Raw genomic sequence first — 16,820 nt, 5'->3', positions numbered from 1 at the left:
ATACTATATTATTAATTTTCATTGACTTTTTATTATTTAACAATTAAAATACTATTAAGATAATAAATTAAAATTTGGAGAGTATGGTAATATGAAAAAAATAAACTTAACTAGAGCTTTAAAATTAAATATATTTTACTTTAGCTATTATAGTTAAGTTTGCGTTTATGATATATAAGATTCATAGATGCAAACTAGAAGTTTGTATCTATGATGGCTAATTTTAAAATGCATGTAGAGCCACATAGATAAACACTATGTGGCTTTTTATTTAAGGCACTAAGGCCACATAGTTTTACACTATGTGGCTTTTTTATATGAAAAATTATAAATTAATTAGATTGGGGTTGTAAAAAATGAACAAGAAGAAAGATATATTGATAATAGGATTTGCATTATTCTCTATATTCTTTGGAGCTGGAAATCTAATATTTCCTCCATACATAGGATTAACATCAGGAAGTGAATGGTTAATTAGTTTTTTAGGATTCATAATATCAGACGTAGGAATAATATTTTTATCCATAGTTGCAGTTTCTAAGGCAGGATCTTTCCAAGGTGTTGTTGGAAGAGCAGGTAAGAAGTTTGGTATTACCTTAGAAATTTTAATGATGCTTTGTTTAGGACCTATATTAGTAGTGCCAAGGACTGCAGCAACAACATTTGAAATGAGTATTTCTCCACTTTTAGGAAATATAAACCCATATGTATTTTCAGTAATATTCTTTTTAATAGTTTTTGCGCTTACAATAAAGCCTAATAAGGTTATGGATATAATTGGAAAGGTTTTAACACCATTATTACTTATATCATTAGCAGTATTAATAATAAAGGGGATTATAAATCCTATTGGGGATTTAGAAAAAGTTAATTCAGGTAATTTATTTATGAATGGAATTACTCAGGGATATCAAACAATGGATGCTTTAGGAATTGGAGGGATTGTAGCTCTTGTAATGTCATCATTTGTAAGCAAGGGTTATAAAAATAAAAAAGAAAAAAGAATACTTACAATAAAATCAGCTTTAATTGCATGCATTGGACTTGCTATTGTTTATGGAGGATTAACATTTTTAGGGGCTACCTCTTCAACTTTATATGATAGCAGTATTTCTCAAACAACATTACTTATGAATATAACTAATATAATTTTAGGATCAACAGGTACTATTATGTTATCCATAGTAATAGGAATTGCTTGCCTTACAACAGCTGTAGGATTAACTTCTGTTACAGCTAAATATTTTGAAGATGTCTCTAACAAAAAATTAAAATACAAATATATAGTAATAGCAATATGTGTATTTAGTGCATTAGCTTCTAATTTAGGAGTAGATAAAATAATAGAAATTGCAGTACCTGTACTAAGCTTAATTTATCCAGTTTCTATATTATTAGTAGTAATTAGTATATTTGAAAAATTCATTCCAAATGATGCAGTGGTAAAGGGAGCTACTTATGTAACTCTTTTAATAAGCTTACTTACTGTAATTGATAGCTTAGGAATAAAAATTGAATTTGTTCATAAGTTACCTCTTGCAAACCTAGGATTTAACTGGGTTTTACCAGCTATAGTTGGAGGATTAATAGCATGGTTAGTATTTAGAAAAAGAGAAGTTATATCTTTAGAAGAAACTTATTAAATTATTATAAACCTACGTAACATATAATTAGTTAAATAGTAATATATTTATGAAAAAAATAAAGATATTTATAAATTTGAAATAGATTTTATAAATATCTTTATTTATTTTATAAAATAAAAATTAAAAAAATAAAAATAAAATAAAATAAATGAAAAAATATGGTTAAATGTTAATTTGTTTACAAAAAAGGTGTAAAAATATAAAATTTTTATTGAAAATATGATTTATAGTTGAGTTATTTTTACAAGATAAACTACATTTTAGAAGATGAAGGATGTGTTTTAAATTTGAAATATTATTTTAAAAACGAATTGAAAAGAGCTTTGTTTGGAAAAAATGCTATTATATCTTTTTCAATTACACTAGGGATTTTGATTGCAGTATTTATGAAAGATTTTGGCTTTGAATCAATAAGGTATATTTCTCAATATCCAACTTTTGATGCAATAGATGCTTTTTTAACCGTAATGTCAAGTACTATAGTTATAGTATTTCCGCTATTAGCAACTATTATATTTTCAGATTCATACTTACAAGAAAAAGAAAGTGGATTCACAAAGTTTATTTATACAAGGATGCCATTAAAAAAATATGTTTCTATTAAAGTTATAGTAAATAGTATTTCTAGTGCATTAGTTGCAGGGACATCAAGTCTTTTTATGCTTATTTTTTTAGTAGTTGCAGTTGGTATTAGAAATCCTAAGATTGCTTCTTATACTAATAATATAAATGGACCATTAAGTTATTTACTTGATTCGAGAGATACAAGATTAATATATGCTTTAATAATTATTTTATTATTTAGTATAGCGTATATGGTTACAGCAACATTAGCTTTAGGTATATCAGCTTGGGTTAAAAATAGATATTTAGTTTTAATTATTCCATTCTTTTATTATATTCTTTGTGGAACTATAGTAGAAATGTTGGGAATTAATAGGATATTTGATTTTCATTTAGCGAGAGTTATCTCTTTGAAAAGATCTATGACCACCCTTCCAAATGTAGTAATTTATCCATTATTAATATTTATTGTAGGAGTAGCTTTATTTTATATAGGAGTGGTTATTAAAAATGAAAAGGATTTATAATTATATATCATTTAAAATTCATTCTACAAAATTATTAATATTTTTTACTATATTAGTAATTTATCAGTTTTCATTGTTATTATCATTAATTTTTGATGGTAGAAGTTATAATGTTTATGATTTTATTTGGTCTAACTTTTCATATTTAGCATTATTTTATTTCACAAGTTTAATTTTTTTAATTATGATTTACAATATTTTTGAGAAAAAGAATTTTTATAATTATTTAAGTATTAAATTTGCTTCAAGGCAAGAAATGTATATAGCAAATATACTTACAGCTTTAATTTTTTCTATAATGTTCCTTATAGCTATAAATATTATATCTATACTAATGGGAAGTTTTATGAGTTTTGATAATTCATGGAGTGAATACTTTTGGGATATAAGTTCAAATAAAATAAACTTAGATTTTGCCGATGATACTGTTAAGCTTGTTACTGAGAGTTTAACTCCTATATCATATGTATTTATTACTAATATCTTTGTTATGTTATACTTAGTTTTTATTTCTATTTTATTTATTGTATTTAATATAATTTTTAAAAAAAGAGCTCTTTCTTTTATTTTAATAATTATATTAAATGGTATTAATATGGCTATTGATAATAGTAAATTATTATTCACTAATAATATTTACATATTAAATTCTAAAGCAATTGAAGTAACTAATGGCACTTATATAATATCAAGATTATGTTATTGGATAATTTTAATATTATTAGTTTCTTTTATAGGTTTTGTATTGACTAAGAAGAAAGATTGTAATTTGGGTGATTAGATATGAAAAAATATTTAAATATTATAAGTGCTAATTTAAGATCAATATTTTCCATTAAAAATTTAATTTTTATAATTGTTATTTTTATTTATGTTTTTTCAGTAAAAATTAATAATTATGATTCCAAATTTAGTTTTAATGAAACTCTTGAAGTTATATTTGCTGGACCAATTAATTTAGATAATATATCTGAAATATTTACATGGACATTTTATCAAGCTTTTTTAATATATATTATTGGAAATTATATATTTAATGAACTTAGTACAAGGAGTATCTATGTTATACCACGATTAGGAAATAAACAGTATTGGAATATCTGTTTACAAATTACATGCTTTTTAGCTTGTATTATATATTTTGCTTTAGGAACTTTTATTGAATTTATATTTATAGCTATATTAAATAAAGGTTTTAATTTTAGCAATATAATTGATACTTTACAAATTGTTGTATTATTATCATTATCAAGTTACTACTCTATAACTGTGTATATTTTTAATATAATGGTTACTAAAAGTCACATTAAATCATTTTTAATTTTAATAGTAGAATTTTATGTATCAATTTCCATAGGAAATATTTTTGATATAGATAAGTTTATTCCATTAAATCAAGGGATATTATCAAAACATATAATTTATAATTTTAGTTATAGTTGGTCATTTATATTTTTAGGAATACTTATATTTATTAATTTAGTTATTATTAATAGATTAATAGTAAAGAGAGATTTATTAGATATTACGTATTAAATATATATGGGTAGGAGGAAAAAATACATGGGAAATAGAAATGTTGTAGAAATTTCTAACTTAACAAAAGATATAAAAGGTACAAAAGTACTTAATAAAGTTAATTTACAACTTGAGAGTGGGAAAGCATATGGAATAGTTGGTAGGAATGGATCGGGAAAAAGTATGTTATTTAAAGCTATTTGCGGTTTAATTAATACAACAGAAGGTAGTATAACTGTATTTGATAAAGTTATAAAGAATGGAAGTTTTCCAAATGATGTAGGAATGATTATTGAAAATCCTGGATTTTTACTTCAATATTCTGCTTTTAAAAATTTAAAGATATTAGCTAGTATAAACAATAAAATAAGTGATGAAAGAATAAAAGAAACAATCGCTTTAGTAGGGCTAGATCCTGAAGATAAAAAAACAGTAAAGAAATTTTCTTTAGGTATGAAGCAAAGATTAGGTATTGCCCAAGCTCTTATGGAGAATCCTAAACTATTGATACTTGATGAACCTATGAATGGTCTTGATTCAGAAGGTGTAAAACAAATTAGAGAAATTTTATTAAAGCTAAAGTCTAACTCTGTTACAATCTTATTAGCAAGTCATAACAGTGATGATATAGATGAAATATGTGATTGTGTATACACTATGCAAAATGGAGTTTTGAGCGAAAGAATATAATTTGTTTTTAATATTATTTACCGAATATATTTTATTGATATTTTTCAATTAAAATATATTCGGTTTTATTATGTTTTATAAAATTTCATATATTACATATTTAAATTTAGTATAATTCTCTTCATAAATAGAACTTTCATAAGTTTTTATCCATTCTGAATAATCTACTTTAGGGAAATAAGTATCTCCTTTATATTCCTTTAAAACTTCAGTTATATATAATTTTGAAGTATATTTTAAAAGCTCAGAATATATTTTTCCACCACCTATTACAAATATTTCTTCAATGCTATTTTTATATTCAGAAATAAGCTTATTTAAATCATTATAAATAATTATGTCCTTATGATTATAAGAAAAATCTTTGTTTTTAGTTAATACTAAATGAGTTCTCCCTGGTAAAACAAAAGGAAGAGATTCAAAAGTTTTTCTTCCCATTAATATTTTTTTTCCCATAGTAAGTTCTTTAAATCTTTTTAAATCAGATGGAATATTCCAAGGCATTTTGTTATTAACTCCAATGATATTATTAATACTTTTGGCAACAATTATAGAAAACATATAAAAAATCCTTTCAAGGTTAACATAAAAATATTATTAATATAATTATATATTTATTTTTAAAGAATAAAATATTAATCATGATATAATGGTTTAACTAAGAAAAATATAAAATAAGTGTGATAGGTATTATGGCTTGTTTTGATGTATAATAATTATATGTTAATACAGGCTTAGAGAGGTGAATAATTTGGCATATAAAGCTTTGTATAGAGAGTGGAGACCACAAACCTTTAATGATGTTGTAGGTCAAGAGCATATAACCACTACATTAAAAAATCAGATAATAAATGAAAGAACAGCTCATGCATATTTATTTTGTGGTACTAGAGGAACTGGTAAAACCTCTACAGCTAAGGTAATGGCTAAGGCTTTAAACTGTCTGGATTTAAAAGACGGAGAGCCTTGTAATCAGTGTGAGATGTGTAAAAAAATAAATGAAGGATTAGCGATAGATATAACTGAACTTGATGCAGCTTCAAACAATGGGGTAGATAACATAAGAGATATAATTGATGATGTTCAATACCCACCTCAAGAAGCTAGGTTTAAAGTCTACATAATGGATGAGGTTCACATGCTTTCTATTGGGGCAGTTAATGCTTTTTTAAAGACTTTAGAAGAGCCACCAAAGAATGTAGTATTTATATTGGCTACAACAGATCCTCAAAAATTACCTATAACTATACTATCGAGGTGTCAAAGATTTGACTTCAAAAGAATTAGTAGAAAAGATATAACGGGAAGATTAAGAAAAATAGTTACTGAGCAAGGGATATTCTGTGATGATAAGAGCTTAGACCTTGTTGCTAGAGTATCTGATGGAGCTATGAGAGATTCCTTAAGTATATTAGATCAGGCTATTTCTATAGGGGATGGTAAGGTTGATTATGATGAATTAGTTTCTATGTTAGGTCTTGTAACTAATGATAATTTATTTAAAATAGTGGATTCTATAATAAAAAGAGATATAGAAAGTGCTATGGAAATAATAGAAGAATTAGTTCTTACAGGAAAGGATATGACTCTATTTATAAAGGATTTAATAGTTCATTATAGAAACTTACTTATGATAAAGGTAACTTCAAATCCAGAGGAAGTTTTAGATACTGCTGAAGAAAATATAGAAAAACTTAAAGTGCAAGGTGCTAAGTTAAAGGTTGAAGAAATTATGAGATGCATAAGAATTGTGCAAGAATGTGATGAGGAGGCTAAACTTAGTAAACAGGCTAGAGTTTATCTAGAACTTGCAGTAATAAAAATGTGCAAAATAGAGTATGATACTTCTAAAGAAGTTATGCTTGCAAGAATAAATAAATTAGAACAAGTAATAAAAAGTGGAAACATAAAGGTTAATACTAATTTAGAAGAGTTTAAATCACAAGTTTCAAATGAATCTTCAAATAAGAAAGATTTAAATAATAGACAACAAAATGTTTCAAAAAGTTTAAATAATCAAGAAGTTGTAAATGAAAATTCAACTCTAACACCAGAGTATTTAAGAAAGGTTTGGAAAGATATACTTGAAACCTTTAAGAGTAGAGGAAAGTATATGGTTTATATCGCTTTAGCAAAGGGTATAAGCAATGTTTCTTGTAATAAAGGTATTGTTGAATTTAGATATACTTATGAATATAGACATAATAAAGAAAGACTTGAAAAAAATGATTTCTCTAAAATAGTAAATGATATATTTTCAGAAGTTTTAAAGGAACCTGTAAGAGTTGTATATAGTATTGAACAAGGAACTGAAGAGGAAAAAGCTGAGGAAGCTGATTTAGAAGCTAGACTTTCAGGAATTATGGGTGATGGTCTAGAAATAGTTGAAGAATAGAATAAAATTATAAGCAAATAATAATGATTAAGCATATAATCTAATATTATAGTAAATTTTTCAAAAATACTATATAATATTAAGGAGTTAATTTTTAAGGAGGATGTAAGTATGGCAAGAGGTGGATTTCCAGGCGGAATGGGAAATATGAATAATTTAATGAAGCAAGCACAAATGCTTCAAAAACAAATGCAATCAATGCAAGAGGAAATCGAAGCATCAGAATTTGAAGGTTCAGCTGGCGGTGGTGCAGTTGTTGCAAAAGTTAACGGAAAGAAAGAATTAATCGCACTTAATATAAAGCCAGAAGTTGTAGATCCAGATGATGTTGAAATGTTAGAAGATCTAGTTTTCTCAGCTGTTAAGCAAGCTTTAGAAAAAGCTTCTGAAGAAACTTCAGAAAAGATGGGTAAATTAACTGGTGGAATGGGAATGCCAGGATTATTCTAATAGAAATACTTATTAAATTTAAAAACTCTGCTGAAATTTCTCAGCGGAGTTTTTTATAAATATAGAGAATTTAGTTTTAATAATAGGAGGAAAAAGGATGGAATTTTATCCAGTAGCTATAGAAAAGTTAATTGAAGAGTTTGCTAAGTTACCAAGTATAGGGAAAAAATCAGCGCAAAGATTAACTTTACATATTTTAAATTTGCCAAAGGACGAGGTAGAGGAATTTGCAAATGCTTTAATAAAAGCAAGAGGAACTATTAAATATTGTTCTGTATGTGGTAACTTTACAGATACAGATCCATGTGCAATATGTTCAAATCCTAATAGAGAAAAAGATATAATATGTGTTGTTGAGCAACCTAAAGATATAATGACAATGGAAAAGGTTAAAGAATTTAATGGTTTATATCATGTTTTACATGGAACTATTTCTCCAATGCAAGGGAGAGGGCCACAGGATATAAGAATAAGAGAATTAGTGGCAAGAATGAGCGGAGATATAAAAGAAGTTATTGTAGCTACAAACCCAACTATTGAAGGAGAAGCTACAGCTATGTATATTTCAAAGATATTAAAGCCATTAGATGTTAAAGTAACTAGAATAGCAGCAGGAATCCCAGTAGGAGGAGATTTAGAGTATGCAGATGAGGTAACTTTATCTAAAGCTTTAGAAGGTAGAACTGTTATATAAGGAATTTTAATTTGATTATGTATTAATATTAAAATCAATTTATATAATTATTTAAATTGAATAAGTAGTAATAAATTTTTATAACATCTGAATATAACTTGTATATATTGGAAATAATTCCAAGAGAATAAGTTGGAGGTGTTAGTTATGGATAAAAAGAAAATTTCTGATTACTTAATAAAAAAAATAGATTATTTAAATCAAGATGAAGAGATATTAAAAGCTATTGAACAAACCATACTAGAAATGGAGGTTGCAAGATCAGCTTTTCAAAATGCTTGTGATGATAAACTTATAGAATCTTTAATATATAAAGAACAAGATATTAATGCTAGATATGAATATCTATTAAGAGAAGCTAAAAAAAGAGGTATAAAAGTTAGCATGGAACATATATTTAAGAATTCTACAATAAGTATAATTTGAAAAAAGGTGGTAGATTTATGGATATAGGAGCTTTATCCCTAGATGATATAATTCTTTTAGTTGTAGGAGTGCTTGTTGCAGTATTAATTTTAAGATTAATATTTGGATCAATAGGGAAAATAATAGGCTTAGTTATTAATAGTATTTTGGGTGCTATATTACTTATGATTGTTAATTACTTTGGAGCTTATTTTGGTATAACTATAGGAATAAACTTATTAACTGCTTTAATAGCAGGTATTTTAGGTATACCTGGAGTAATTTTAATGATATTATTCCAAGTTTTTGTTAGATAAATATAAATATTTATATAAATAAAAAAACAGGTGAAATCACCTGTTTTTTTATTTTTAGATGGGAGGAAACTTGCAAAGTAAGCAAGGAATGTATTAAAAACTTCTTCCTTTTCTAAGGAGAGGAGTAGTCAAAAAAATGAAGAAGTAATTAATCATTCTTTATATTAATATATGTTTTAAAATAAAATTTGCCACTTAAAGAAATAAAAATCATAAAAATATATTTATAAAAGTATATTTATAGAGAATTTATACTTTAGTGAATGGAGAAGTTTATGAAGGATTTATTTAATAACTTAATTTTAGGTAAATATAGGTCTAGAGGTATTAGAGGATTAATAGTTTTAGGAATATCTTTTTTCTTTTTAATGGGAAATTACAGTATGATAAGACACTTTTTTCAGGCTAGTCAAGAGAATTTAGATATTTCCATAATAAATGAATGTTTTTCTATGGGAAATATAGATAAATTTTTATTATTTTTATTTTTAGTTTGGAGTGTTGGATTTTTATTTCATGATAAAGAAAATGAGTTGAAAGCAACTTTAGCTATGGGAGAGGAGGATACAAAGAAATATTTATTTTCTAAAATTATTTTAATTTATGGAGTTTCTCTAATACCTATACTAATTAACATATTTATAAAATTGATTTTTTATATACCATATAGAAATATTTTTAATTTAGATAAGTTAATTATAAGTTTTCTTTATTTTATAACATTAGGTTTATTATTTACTTCAATAATTTTTACTATGAATTTAATTATCAAGGATAGATTGTTTGCTGGAATATTTCCAATATTTTTTATTGAAGGTTTAATTTTAATCTTTTCAGTAAGTGAGCTTTTAATTAGTGATAGACTTATTTGGATAAGAAACTTTTTAAATTTTATTGGGGATAAAATAATATTGACTTTTAATTTATTAAATTTAAATTTTGAGATAAATTCCTTTTCTTTATGGAGACAGTTTATTCTTATAATAATTTTAGTATTAATTTCATTATTACTTATTTATCTTTCAAGCTTACTTTTAAAAATAATGAATTTAAAATATTTATGTAGACCATATTTTTTTGAAATACCTAGATATTTTATTTATATTTTTATGAGTTTATTAATTGGTTTTACATTTATGCCTGCCGTAGGATATTTAATTATAATGCTTATTTCAAGTGTAAGTTATGTTAATGGAACTTTTATAGTTAATATAGTATCTTTAATTTCTATGGTTTTATTGTTTGTTTTTCTAGAACTTTTATATAGGAGAAAGATATTAAATAAGGATTTAATAGAAGATAATATTAAAGTTTGTAATGAAATTCAACCTTGCATAGATGAGTATATTTAATTCTAGTAATTATCTTTTAAAACTTAGAACTTAAGCAAATATAATATTTATAAAAATCTTTTTGTTTTAAACTTATATTTTAAAGAAAAGATTAAAAGTGATATACTTTAAATTATATGTAAGAGAGAAACAGGAGGTTTGTTATGGCTGTTGGAACAAGTATAAATTGTAAGTATTGTATAGATTTTAAGAATAATAGATGTGATGGAACAGAAAAAACTTGTCTTTGTAGACTTTGTCCTAGAAATTTAGGACAATGCATATGTGTAAAATACTGTAGAGAAACAGAGTCAGTTTTATTTTGGAATGATGAAGAGGAATAATTTAGTATAAAAAAACTTTCTTAGAAAATACTAAGTATATAGTATTGTTCTGAGAAAGGAGAATTTGTATGGCTATTAGTGAAGAATTTATAGATATAGCTGAAAACTGTGTTGATTATTCAGCTAGACATAGAGAAGCAGTATCTTCAATGAATTCTTGTAAAAGCTGTTTAAATTGTAATGAGTTTCATAATGGAACTTGTGAAAAGGAAATTGAAAGTAAATTCAACATTTTACAGGATATGATTTAATTTATATTTAAAAATGGAGTTTATTAAAATAACTTTTGATAAACTCCATTTTTGTTTTTTAATATAATAGAACTTATTTTAATAATTTTTTATATTAAGCCATTTTTAAAATCATTGATTTTAATATTGAAGTAGAGTTTTTAACTCCTATAGCTGTAAATTCAGAAAAGTCCATATGTGCTCCATTATTTGCATTATCAGATATTGATCTTATAATAACGAATGGAATGTTGTTTAAGTAACAAACATGAGCTATACTTCCACCTTCCATTTCACAAGCAAAAGCTCCGAATTCTTCTTCTAACCATTTAACTTTTTCTACATTAGCAACAAATTGATCACCAGTAACTATTCTTCCAGTGAAGCTCTTTATTTCTTCATTTTCTTTACAAGCTTCTTCGCAAAGGTCAACTAATTCTTGTGAACATTTAAAATCAAATGTATCTAATCTAGGGATTTGTCCTATAGGATCTCCAAAGGCAGATGTATCCATATCATATTGAACTAGTGAATTAGCTATAACAACATCACCTGGATATATTTCCATACCTATACCACCAGCAACACCAACGTTTATAACTTTATCAACCTTGTACTCACTTATTAATATTTGAGTACAAACAGCAGCATTAACCTTACCTATACCACATACAACGGCTATAACCTCTTGACCCCAAAGAGTACCTTGGTGGAAAGTCATATTAGCCTTAGTTTCTTTAGATTTTACTTCCATGTCTTTTAAAAGAATTTCTAATTCTTCGCTCATAGCAGCGATTATTCCTAAAGTCATTTTAAATTCCTCCTCAAATTAAATTCATAAAGTTATTATATATTAAAAAAAGATCATATCATAGAAATTTAGAAACTAAATCAAATTAAAAACTCACTTTATTATTTTGTTCTTTATTAGAATTTATCTAAATTAGGGCTTAATCTAGAAATTTTATATAAATTTTCTATAGAGAAATGAATTTTTAAAAAAATTATATGTTAATATAAATGAAAAACTTTATTTATATTAAGTAGAATGTATATAATATTAATGAATTTGTGTGTTTATTAAATATAAGAATAAGTATTATAAATTTGAGATATTTATTTTAGAACATATTATAGAGGATTAACATAGGGGAAATTTTATTAACTTAAGAAGGAGAGAAATTTTATGTTACAACATTCATTATCAAGAACAGAATTACTAATAGGTAAAGATGCTTTAGATAAATTAGCAAATAGCAAAGTTATGGTATTTGGAGTTGGTGGAGTAGGAAGTTTTACTGTAGAAGCTTTAGCTAGAGCGGGGGTAGGAAACTTAATTTTAGTTGATGATGATACTGTTTGTTTAACAAATTTAAACAGACAAATACATGCTACATATAAAACTATAAGTAAAAACAAAGTAGAAGTTATGAAAGAAAGAGTTCTTTCAGTAAATAGAAATTGTAATGTGGAAACTATACAAGTTTTTGTTACAAAAGATAACTTAAAAGAAATAATACCAGATGATGTAGACTATGTAGTAGATGCCATTGATACTGTTTCAGCTAAGATAGCTCTTGCTGTTTATTGTGAACAAAAAGGAATAAAACTTATAAGTTCAATGGGCACTGGAAATAAATTGAATCCAGCAGAATTTAAAGTAGCTGATATATATAATACAAAAGTATGCCCATTAGCTAAAGTTATGAGATATGAACTTAGAAAAAGAGGAGTTAAGAAGTTAAAAGTTGTTTATTCAGAAGAAATGCCTAGAAAACCAAAGGTTGAAGATGTAGTTACTTGTAAAACAGGATGTGTTTGTACTGGAGGAACTAAAAAATGTTCATCTAAAAGACAGATACCAGGAAGTATATCTTTCGTACCTCCAGTAGCTGGTATGATAATAGCATCAGAAGTAGTTAAAGATTTAATAAAAGAATATATTTAATATAGAAAAATTGGGATGTATCAAAATATAACAACAAAATTTATTTTGATGCAGTCCCATTTTCTATTTATAAAAGTTTTAGATTTTAAAATATAAAGAAGTTTTTAATTATGTATAGTAAGTACATATAATTAGGTACTATTCAATACTTTTTATGGTATAATTTTTATGTTTTGATTTTATAAATAACTACTATAAATTTTATATTTTATTATTTAAAGTAGTATATTTTAATAATATAGATTTAACTAAATTTTATTTATTTTAAATAATAAGGAGAAGTAATAATGAGCAGTAAAAAGCAAAATTATGTTGCATTAGCTTTTCTATTTATAATGATGATTTTAGCAGCTATAGTTGAAAATACTAAGGGTATATTCATACCGGTATTTAAACAGGAATTTGGAGTTAACGACAATACTATAAGTAATTTACTTATTTCTACTTCAGCTGCTTATATGTTATTAACATTTATAGGTGGAATGCTTTGCGAAAAGTTTGGACAGAAAAGGGTATTTTTAACTGGATTGATGGTGATATTTTTATCACTTGTATTTTTATCTTTTACAAAAAACTATTTAATGCTGTATACAGGAATGGTAATAAGTAGTGCGGGTATAGCAATGGTTGCAATATCATGTAACACAGTTCTTCCTATATTAGTATTAACGGCACAAAATGTAATAATGAATGTTATGCATGCTTGTTATGGGTTAGGATCTTCAGTTGGCCAAGGATTATTTGGTTCATTAACTGCAAGAGGGGTTAACTGGAGAACTATATATTTCTTTGTAGGATTAGTTTATTTAGCAGTATTTATATGCTTTATATTTGTTAAAATACCTAGAACTGAAGTAGTTAAAGAAAAAGATAAGATGAGCATAATAGAAGCTTTATCAAATAAGGTAGTAGTTGCATATATGCTTGCCTTAGGATTATATGTATTTACAGAGCAAGGTATATCAAATTGGTTCGTAAATTATATGAAGTATGGTTATAATATAAATGAGCAAAAGGCAGGAATGTATTTATCACTATTTTTTGCTATATTTACCATAGGAAGATTGTTTGGTGGATTTGTAGTAGAAAAAAGAGGATATTTCAATATATTATATAAAACATTAATAATAGGAGCTGCACTTTGTATCTTAGGTTTAGTATTGGGTAGAAATGGTATGGTGATAATATCTGTATCAGGATTATTTTTCTCAATAACATTTCCAACTACGGTTTTAACTATTAGTAAGGTTTTTGATAAGAATGTTGCATATATTACAGGTATTATAATAACATCAGCTAGTTTAGTTGGTATGATTCTTAATAAAGTAATTGGATTGTTAAATGAAAGTATTGGACCAGATAAGGCATTTTATATTATACCTGCAAGTGCGATTTTATCTGCCATTTTAATGTTCTACTTATACTTAAATACTAAGAAAAAGTTAGTAAAGTAAAAAATATAAATTGGAGAGTAGAGTATGTCTTTTGATAATAATGTATTTATAGAAGCAATAAGAGGAAATGATAGAGAATACGTTGTAAAAGATAAAGTTGGCATAATACTAGGTAGATTTTTCTTGAAGGAGTTAGATAGTAAAAATAAAAAAGTTGATGTTAAGTTTAGGTTTTACAAGGAAGATAACTATAAACTTATGAAAGAGACTTTAAAAAAGATTTTAAAGGGTTTATTTGCTAAAAAAGACATATATAAGATTAATCTTTTTGTTTCAGATATCAATAATTTTAATGCTTATTTAGATTTAGGTTTTATGATTGAGGGTATATTATCTGATAATGTATATAATAATGGTATTCAGAAAGATGAATATATTATGGGAATAAATATAAATGATTTTAATGATAAGGTTAAATTAGTTCAGTTTCAATTAAATACTGAAAGATTAATCCTTAGAAATTTAACTCCAGAGAATACAGAAGAAATGCTTGATTATTATATAAGAAATGAAGAGCATTTAAGACAGTATGAGCCTACTAGAGATAGTGGTTTCTATACTTATGAAGGACAAAAGGAAATTTTAACAGAAAGTTTTAGACAGTTTATAGATGGAACTTCAATTGATTTAGGTATATTTAAAGATGAAAAATTGATAGGAAAAATAAAATTATCTAATATAGTCTATGGAATATTAAGAAATGCCTTTGTTGGATACTCCATAGATAAGGAGTATCAGGGAAAAGGCTATATGAAAGAAGTGCTAAACACAGTATGTAGCTATGCTTTTGAAGAAATGGGATTGCATAGACTAGAAGCTTCAACCTTAATTGAGAATTATAGATCTCAAGGAGTGTTAAAAGCTTGTGGATTTAATGAATTAGGTATTAGTGAAAAATATTTATACATTAATGGTGAATGGAAAGATCATAAAATATTTTATAAGGTGAACAATGACTTATAAGGCTTAAGGAGGAACAATATTGTCTCTAAATACGAAAAATAATCTTTACAGAGAAATACTAGATAGGATAGATAGAGGAGGAAATTGGGAAATGATAGTTGTTGATGGAGTTGTTGGAGTAGGCAAAAGCACTTTAATGAACATATTAGCAGAGAGAGGATTAATAGCTTATGAAGAGCCTGTAGTGGACAATCCTATATTAGAAAAATTCTATTATGATAGGAATAGGTATTCTTTTCCACTTCAAGTATTCTTTTTAAATAAAAGATTCAAGCATATAAAGGAAGCTGGACTTGTAGAGAATTCAGTTATGGATAGAAGTATATACGGAGATGTTATATTTGCTAAGATGCTATGTGAAAAGGGAGAAATGACAGTTGAAGAGTTTGAATTATATAAAGAGCTTTTAGAAAATATGCTAGAACATGTTAAAGCACCTAAATTAATGGTATATCTAGAAATATCAGTAGATGAAGCCATGAAGAGAATTAAAAAAAGAGGTAGAGATTACGAGCAAGTAGTTGAAAGAGAATATTGGGAAAAACTTAATAGTGAGTATAGAAAGTATTTTGAAGACTACAATGTCTCTCCTATATTAAAAATAAATGTTGATAAATTAGATTTTGAAAATGTGCCAGAGCATAAAGAATATGTTTTAAAACTTATAGATGAAAAATTAAGCGAATTAGAAAATAATAAATAAGTTTATTTAAAATAAGAAGAGGATATTTTATTATTCTCTTCTTATTTTATACTATAAAGTATTTTGTATTTAAGTTATGTGATTTTATTAATATTTTAAAAGAAAAAGGTAATTATAATTAATAATTGATGCTGTTAGTGTTTTAGTGATTAACGATTTGGGTAAAAGATAATTATGATAATTGATAAAAATTATATGGTTTTATAAGAGTTATATCATAGTAAACTATAAATAAATGAATGTTAGTTGAATATAATAACTATAAACTTTTCCAGGTGTATCAATACATGATATGCAGAGGAAATAAAAGAATTTAAAAGATTAAATTGGATGTTTTTCGAAAATTAAAGCGAAATTTAAATTAAATTAAAGAAATAATGCTAAGATAATATCTGTCATTGAGGACAGACAACAAAAAAAGACAATAAGTTGAAAGAAAATAACTTAAAAAGTTTTTTTAAAAAAAAGTTGACAAAGTTTGAAAGTGATGTTAAACTAAAGAAGTCGCTTGAGGGCGATAAAGAAATGGTCTTTGAAAATTAAACAGAAGATATTAACATAAACCAGCAATTCTTTTATAAGTAATATGAGTATAGATTAAACTTTTAAATTGAGAGTTTGATCCTGGCTCAGGATGAACG

Annotated in this window: 19 protein-coding genes; 17 read left to right on the top strand and 2 right to left on the bottom strand. The window is 25.4% G+C overall.

What is annotated here, in order from left to right; translation table 11 throughout:
* The first annotated feature begins 356 nt into the window (after positions 1-356).
* From brnQ to Q1J60_RS01300, 5 genes are all read left to right on the top strand, one after another.
* Positions 357-1,643: a branched-chain amino acid transport system II carrier protein gene (gene brnQ / locus Q1J60_RS01320; RefSeq protein WP_300257450.1), complete on the top strand. Its 1,287-nt coding sequence runs from the start codon at positions 357-359 to the stop codon at positions 1,641-1,643.
* A 290-nt stretch (positions 1,644-1,933) separates the two neighbouring features.
* The gene (locus tag Q1J60_RS01315) at positions 1,934-2,737 is read left to right on the top strand and encodes a hypothetical protein (protein ID WP_300257448.1); all 804 of its coding nucleotides are present in this window, start codon (positions 1,934-1,936) and stop codon (positions 2,735-2,737) included.
* 346 nt (positions 2,738-3,083) lie between these two features.
* Positions 3,084-3,518 carry a hypothetical protein gene (locus Q1J60_RS01310; protein ID WP_300257446.1) on the top strand — a complete coding sequence of 145 codons (435 nt, stop codon included), beginning with the start codon at positions 3,084-3,086 and terminating at the stop codon, positions 3,516-3,518.
* Between the two features lie 2 nt (positions 3,519-3,520).
* Positions 3,521-4,273, top strand: coding sequence for a hypothetical protein (locus Q1J60_RS01305; RefSeq protein WP_300257443.1), 753 nt, complete (start codon positions 3,521-3,523; stop codon positions 4,271-4,273).
* Positions 4,274-4,300: 27 nt separating this feature from the next.
* On the top strand, positions 4,301-4,945 hold the full coding sequence (locus Q1J60_RS01300) for an ATP-binding cassette domain-containing protein (RefSeq protein WP_300257440.1): 645 nt from the start codon (positions 4,301-4,303) through the stop codon (positions 4,943-4,945).
* Between the two features lie 75 nt (positions 4,946-5,020).
* On the opposite strand, the gene Q1J60_RS01295 is transcribed toward Q1J60_RS01300, so the two are convergent.
* Positions 5,021-5,506 carry a dihydrofolate reductase gene (locus tag Q1J60_RS01295; RefSeq protein WP_300257437.1) on the bottom strand — a complete coding sequence of 162 codons (486 nt, stop codon included), beginning with the start codon at positions 5,504-5,506 and terminating at the stop codon, positions 5,021-5,023.
* A gap of 190 nt (positions 5,507-5,696) precedes the next feature.
* Between Q1J60_RS01295 and dnaX the strand changes: the two genes are divergently transcribed.
* The 8 genes from dnaX to Q1J60_RS01255 all read left to right on the top strand — a co-directional run bounded on the left by dnaX (position 5,697) and on the right by Q1J60_RS01255 (position 11,132).
* A complete protein-coding gene (gene dnaX / locus Q1J60_RS01290) occupies positions 5,697-7,340 on the top strand; it encodes a DNA polymerase III subunit gamma/tau (RefSeq protein ID WP_300257434.1) in 1,644 nt (547 codons plus the stop codon).
* 111 nt (positions 7,341-7,451) lie between these two features.
* On the top strand, positions 7,452-7,790 hold the full coding sequence (locus Q1J60_RS01285; RefSeq protein ID WP_003458189.1) for a YbaB/EbfC family nucleoid-associated protein: 339 nt from the start codon (positions 7,452-7,454) through the stop codon (positions 7,788-7,790).
* 97 nt (positions 7,791-7,887) lie between these two features.
* Positions 7,888-8,484, top strand: a complete 597-nt coding sequence (recR, locus tag Q1J60_RS01280; RefSeq protein WP_300257431.1) for a recombination mediator RecR — start codon at positions 7,888-7,890, stop codon at positions 8,482-8,484.
* A 147-nt stretch (positions 8,485-8,631) separates the two neighbouring features.
* The gene (locus Q1J60_RS01275; protein WP_300257428.1) at positions 8,632-8,910 is read left to right on the top strand and encodes a YaaL family protein; all 279 of its coding nucleotides are present in this window, start codon (positions 8,632-8,634) and stop codon (positions 8,908-8,910) included.
* A 17-nt stretch (positions 8,911-8,927) separates the two neighbouring features.
* Positions 8,928-9,206: a pro-sigmaK processing inhibitor BofA family protein gene (locus Q1J60_RS01270; RefSeq protein ID WP_300257425.1), complete on the top strand. Its 279-nt coding sequence runs from the start codon at positions 8,928-8,930 to the stop codon at positions 9,204-9,206.
* Between the two features lie 275 nt (positions 9,207-9,481).
* Entirely contained in the window at positions 9,482-10,558 is a 1,077-nt protein-coding gene (locus Q1J60_RS01265; RefSeq protein ID WP_300257422.1) for a hypothetical protein, read from the top strand.
* Between the two features lie 143 nt (positions 10,559-10,701).
* Entirely contained in the window at positions 10,702-10,881 is a 180-nt protein-coding gene (locus Q1J60_RS01260; protein ID WP_300257419.1) for a hypothetical protein, read from the top strand.
* A gap of 68 nt (positions 10,882-10,949) precedes the next feature.
* Entirely contained in the window at positions 10,950-11,132 is a 183-nt protein-coding gene (locus Q1J60_RS01255; protein ID WP_300257416.1) for a hypothetical protein, read from the top strand.
* 94 nt (positions 11,133-11,226) lie between these two features.
* Here Q1J60_RS01255 and Q1J60_RS01250 read toward each other — a convergent pair whose 3' ends face one another.
* On the bottom strand, positions 11,227-11,922 hold the full coding sequence (locus tag Q1J60_RS01250) for a 5'-methylthioadenosine/adenosylhomocysteine nucleosidase (RefSeq protein ID WP_300257414.1): 696 nt from the start codon (positions 11,920-11,922) through the stop codon (positions 11,227-11,229).
* A 375-nt stretch (positions 11,923-12,297) separates the two neighbouring features.
* Here Q1J60_RS01250 and Q1J60_RS01245 point away from each other — a divergent pair, with 375 nt between their 5' ends.
* The 4 genes from Q1J60_RS01245 to Q1J60_RS01230 all read left to right on the top strand — a co-directional run bounded on the left by Q1J60_RS01245 (position 12,298) and on the right by Q1J60_RS01230 (position 16,179).
* On the top strand, positions 12,298-13,059 hold the full coding sequence (locus Q1J60_RS01245; RefSeq protein ID WP_300257413.1) for a tRNA threonylcarbamoyladenosine dehydratase: 762 nt from the start codon (positions 12,298-12,300) through the stop codon (positions 13,057-13,059).
* Positions 13,060-13,346: 287 nt separating this feature from the next.
* Positions 13,347-14,513, top strand: a complete 1,167-nt coding sequence (locus Q1J60_RS01240) for an MFS transporter (RefSeq protein ID WP_300257410.1) — start codon at positions 13,347-13,349, stop codon at positions 14,511-14,513.
* A gap of 24 nt (positions 14,514-14,537) precedes the next feature.
* On the top strand, positions 14,538-15,476 hold the full coding sequence (locus Q1J60_RS01235; protein ID WP_300257409.1) for a GNAT family N-acetyltransferase: 939 nt from the start codon (positions 14,538-14,540) through the stop codon (positions 15,474-15,476).
* 19 nt (positions 15,477-15,495) lie between these two features.
* Positions 15,496-16,179, top strand: coding sequence for a deoxynucleoside kinase (locus Q1J60_RS01230; RefSeq protein WP_300257406.1), 684 nt, complete (start codon positions 15,496-15,498; stop codon positions 16,177-16,179).
* Positions 16,180-16,820: the final 641 nt, after the last annotated feature.

It is taken from the genome of Clostridium sp., assembly GCF_029258205.1.
In the GTDB taxonomy this organism is placed as follows: Bacteria; Bacillota; Clostridia; order Clostridiales; family Clostridiaceae; genus Sarcina.
The sequence above is the reverse complement of the archived record's forward strand: the minus strand, read 5'-3'. Positions and strand labels throughout refer to the sequence as shown.

Coding starts and splice junctions, on each gene's coding strand:
- brnQ (WP_300257450.1), top strand. CDS start 357: ATGAACAAGAAGAAAGATATATTGATAATAGGATTTGCATTATTCTCT.
- Q1J60_RS01310 (WP_300257446.1), top strand. CDS start 3,084: ATGAGTTTTGATAATTCATGGAGTGAATACTTTTGGGATATAAGTTCA.
- Q1J60_RS01305 (WP_300257443.1), top strand. CDS start 3,521: ATGAAAAAATATTTAAATATTATAAGTGCTAATTTAAGATCAATATTT.
- Q1J60_RS01300 (WP_300257440.1), top strand. CDS start 4,301: ATGGGAAATAGAAATGTTGTAGAAATTTCTAACTTAACAAAAGATATA.
- Q1J60_RS01295 (WP_300257437.1), bottom strand. CDS start 5,506: ATGTTTTCTATAATTGTTGCCAAAAGTATTAATAATATCATTGGAGTT.
- Q1J60_RS01285 (WP_003458189.1), top strand. CDS start 7,452: ATGGCAAGAGGTGGATTTCCAGGCGGAATGGGAAATATGAATAATTTA.
- recR (WP_300257431.1), top strand. CDS start 7,888: ATGGAATTTTATCCAGTAGCTATAGAAAAGTTAATTGAAGAGTTTGCT.
- Q1J60_RS01275 (WP_300257428.1), top strand. CDS start 8,632: ATGGATAAAAAGAAAATTTCTGATTACTTAATAAAAAAAATAGATTAT.
- Q1J60_RS01270 (WP_300257425.1), top strand. CDS start 8,928: ATGGATATAGGAGCTTTATCCCTAGATGATATAATTCTTTTAGTTGTA.
- Q1J60_RS01265 (WP_300257422.1), top strand. CDS start 9,482: ATGAAGGATTTATTTAATAACTTAATTTTAGGTAAATATAGGTCTAGA.
- Q1J60_RS01260 (WP_300257419.1), top strand. CDS start 10,702: ATGGCTGTTGGAACAAGTATAAATTGTAAGTATTGTATAGATTTTAAG.
- Q1J60_RS01255 (WP_300257416.1), top strand. CDS start 10,950: ATGGCTATTAGTGAAGAATTTATAGATATAGCTGAAAACTGTGTTGAT.
- Q1J60_RS01250 (WP_300257414.1), bottom strand. CDS start 11,922: ATGACTTTAGGAATAATCGCTGCTATGAGCGAAGAATTAGAAATTCTT.
- Q1J60_RS01245 (WP_300257413.1), top strand. CDS start 12,298: ATGTTACAACATTCATTATCAAGAACAGAATTACTAATAGGTAAAGAT.
- Q1J60_RS01240 (WP_300257410.1), top strand. CDS start 13,347: ATGAGCAGTAAAAAGCAAAATTATGTTGCATTAGCTTTTCTATTTATA.
- Q1J60_RS01235 (WP_300257409.1), top strand. CDS start 14,538: ATGTCTTTTGATAATAATGTATTTATAGAAGCAATAAGAGGAAATGAT.